General features: G+C 61.8%; 3 protein-coding genes and 1 pseudogene. 3 read left to right on the plus strand and 1 reads right to left on the minus strand.

Annotated features, from left to right (window positions below; translation table 11 throughout):
• Positions 1 to 819 (plus strand): DNA-directed RNA polymerase subunit alpha (locus BGN91_RS10080; RefSeq protein ID WP_292612751.1); only part of this gene is annotated, 819 nt, incomplete at its 5' end.
• A gap of 194 nt (positions 820 to 1013) precedes the next feature.
• Positions 1014 to 1430 carry a 50S ribosomal protein L17 gene (rplQ, locus tag BGN91_RS10085; RefSeq protein WP_292612753.1) on the plus strand — a complete coding sequence of 139 codons (417 nt, stop codon included), beginning with the start codon at positions 1014 to 1016 and terminating at the stop codon, positions 1428 to 1430.
• Positions 1431 to 1467: 37 nt separating this feature from the next.
• On the opposite strand, the gene BGN91_RS10090 is transcribed toward rplQ, so the two are convergent.
• On the minus strand, positions 1468 to 1713 hold the full coding sequence (locus BGN91_RS10090) for a hypothetical protein (RefSeq protein WP_292612754.1): 246 nt from the start codon (positions 1711 to 1713) through the stop codon (positions 1468 to 1470).
• A 67-nt stretch (positions 1714 to 1780) separates the two neighbouring features.
• Here BGN91_RS10090 and BGN91_RS10095 point away from each other — a divergent pair.
• Positions 1781 to 1988 (plus strand): annotated as a pseudogene (locus BGN91_RS10095) (serine protease); the annotation flags it as partial.

The raw sequence follows: 1988 nt of genomic DNA on the forward strand, positions 1-1988 counted from the left end.
GTGCTGCACGAGTTCTCCTCGATCGCGGGCGTTCGCGAGGACGTCACCGACATCGTGCTGAACATCAAGGACATCTCGATCAAGATGCAGGGCGAAGGCCCCAAGCGCATGGTCGTGAAGAAGCAGGGGCCAGGCACCGTCACCGCAGGCGACATCCAGACCGTCGGCGACATCGTGGTGCTCAATCCCGAGCTTCAGATCTGCACCCTCGACGACGGCGCCGAGATCCGCATGGAGTTCACCGTTGCCGCCGGCAAGGGTTACGTTGCCGCCGAGCGCAACCGGCCCGAGGACGCGCCGATCGGCCTGATTCCGGTCGACAGCCTGTATTCGCCCGTGCGCAAGGTGTCCTACAAGGTCGAGAATACCCGCGAGGGCCAGATCCTCGACTACGACAAGCTGACGATGACGATCGAGACCAACGGCGGCGTGACGCCCGAGGACGCCGTGGCCTTCGCCGCGCGCATCCTGCAGGATCAGCTCAACGTCTTCGTGAACTTCGAGGAGCCGCGCAAGGAAGTCACCACCGAGATCATTCCCGATCTGGCGTTCAACCCCGCCTTCCTCAAGAAGGTGGACGAACTGGAATTGTCGGTGCGCTCGGCGAACTGCCTGAAGAACGACAACATCGTCTACATCGGCGACCTGGTGCAGAAGTCGGAAGCGGAGATGCTGCGGACGCCGAACTTCGGTCGCAAGTCGCTGAACGAGATCAAGGAAGTGCTGGCCCAGATGGGTCTGCATCTCGGCATGGAAGTGCCCGGCTGGCCGCCGGAGAATATCGACGAACTGGCCAAGCGCTTCGAGGATCATTACTGAGTTCTCTGTCATTCCGGGGCAAGCCGAGGCTCGAACCCGGAATGACAGAAATTAATCGGATTCTGTTTTCCGGATTCCGGATCGCTGCCCTGCAGCGTCCGGAATGACGGAAGCGGTTCACCGGGCGAACGCAGGATGCCCACCTGCACAGGATGTCCGACCCCGCGGTCGCGACAAGGATTGAGGAAAGAGACATGCGTCACGGCAAGGTTCACCGCAAACTCAACCGCACCGCGGAGCATCGCAAGGCGATGTTCGCCAACATGGCGGCGTCGCTTATCAAGCACGAGCAGATCGTCACCACGCTGCCGAAGGCGAAGGAATTGCGCCCGATCGTCGAGAAACTCGTGACGCTCGGCAAGAAGGGCGGCCTCGACAAGCGTCGTCAGGCGATCAGCGAGATGCGCGACGTCGATCAGGTGAAGAAGCTGTTCGACGTGCTGGCCTCCCGCTACAAGGACCGCCAGGGCGGCTACACCCGCATCATCAAGGCCGGTTTCCGTTACGGCGACAACGCGCCGATGGCGGTGATCGAGTTCGTCGATCGCGACTTCGATGCCAAGGGGCAGGACTCCGGTCCGGTGCAGGAGAGGGCCGCCGAGGAGGACTGACCTTCCGCGGCATCCAGAAGACATCGAAAGCGGCGCGTTAAGCGCCGTTTTTGTTTATGGCCGACCACGTCATATGGCGGGCGACGTCGTTCGATCCATGGCTGCCGGCGGCACTTGACCCCGAATCGCGGTTTACCGAGTTGCGCCGCAACCGCGATGCGCCTTGCGGCCGGACGCCGAAATCGGGACGGATCATCTTCGGAGACCGTTCCGCCTTCGGCGAAATCGAAAGCGGTTTCATGACTTTGAATTGACGTGTTTCTTCGCGCGAGCCGATGCCCACTTCGTTCGAAAACGTTATATTGCACCGCCGGATGAATTATATTCCGTTCGTTTTCCGAGAGGCCTCGATGTTCCGAATCAGTGCTTTCCTTGCGGCGGCTCTGTGCGCTGTCGTCCTCACCGGCAGCGTCAACCCTGCGACGGCGCAGGAGCGCCGCGTGCCGGCTTCCCAGGCCGAGCTCCGCCTGTCCTTTGCGCCGATCGTGCAGCGGGTGGCGCCGGCGGTGGTCAACGTCTACGCCGCCAAGATAATCCAGAACCGCAATCCGCTTCTCG

The sequence above is a fragment of the Nitrobacter sp. 62-13 genome (genome assembly GCF_001896955.1).
Classification (GTDB): Bacteria; Pseudomonadota; Alphaproteobacteria; order Rhizobiales; family Xanthobacteraceae; genus Nitrobacter.

Coding starts and splice junctions, on each gene's coding strand:
- rplQ (WP_292612753.1), top strand. CDS start 1,014: ATGCGTCACGGCAAGGTTCACCGCAAACTCAACCGCACCGCGGAGCAT.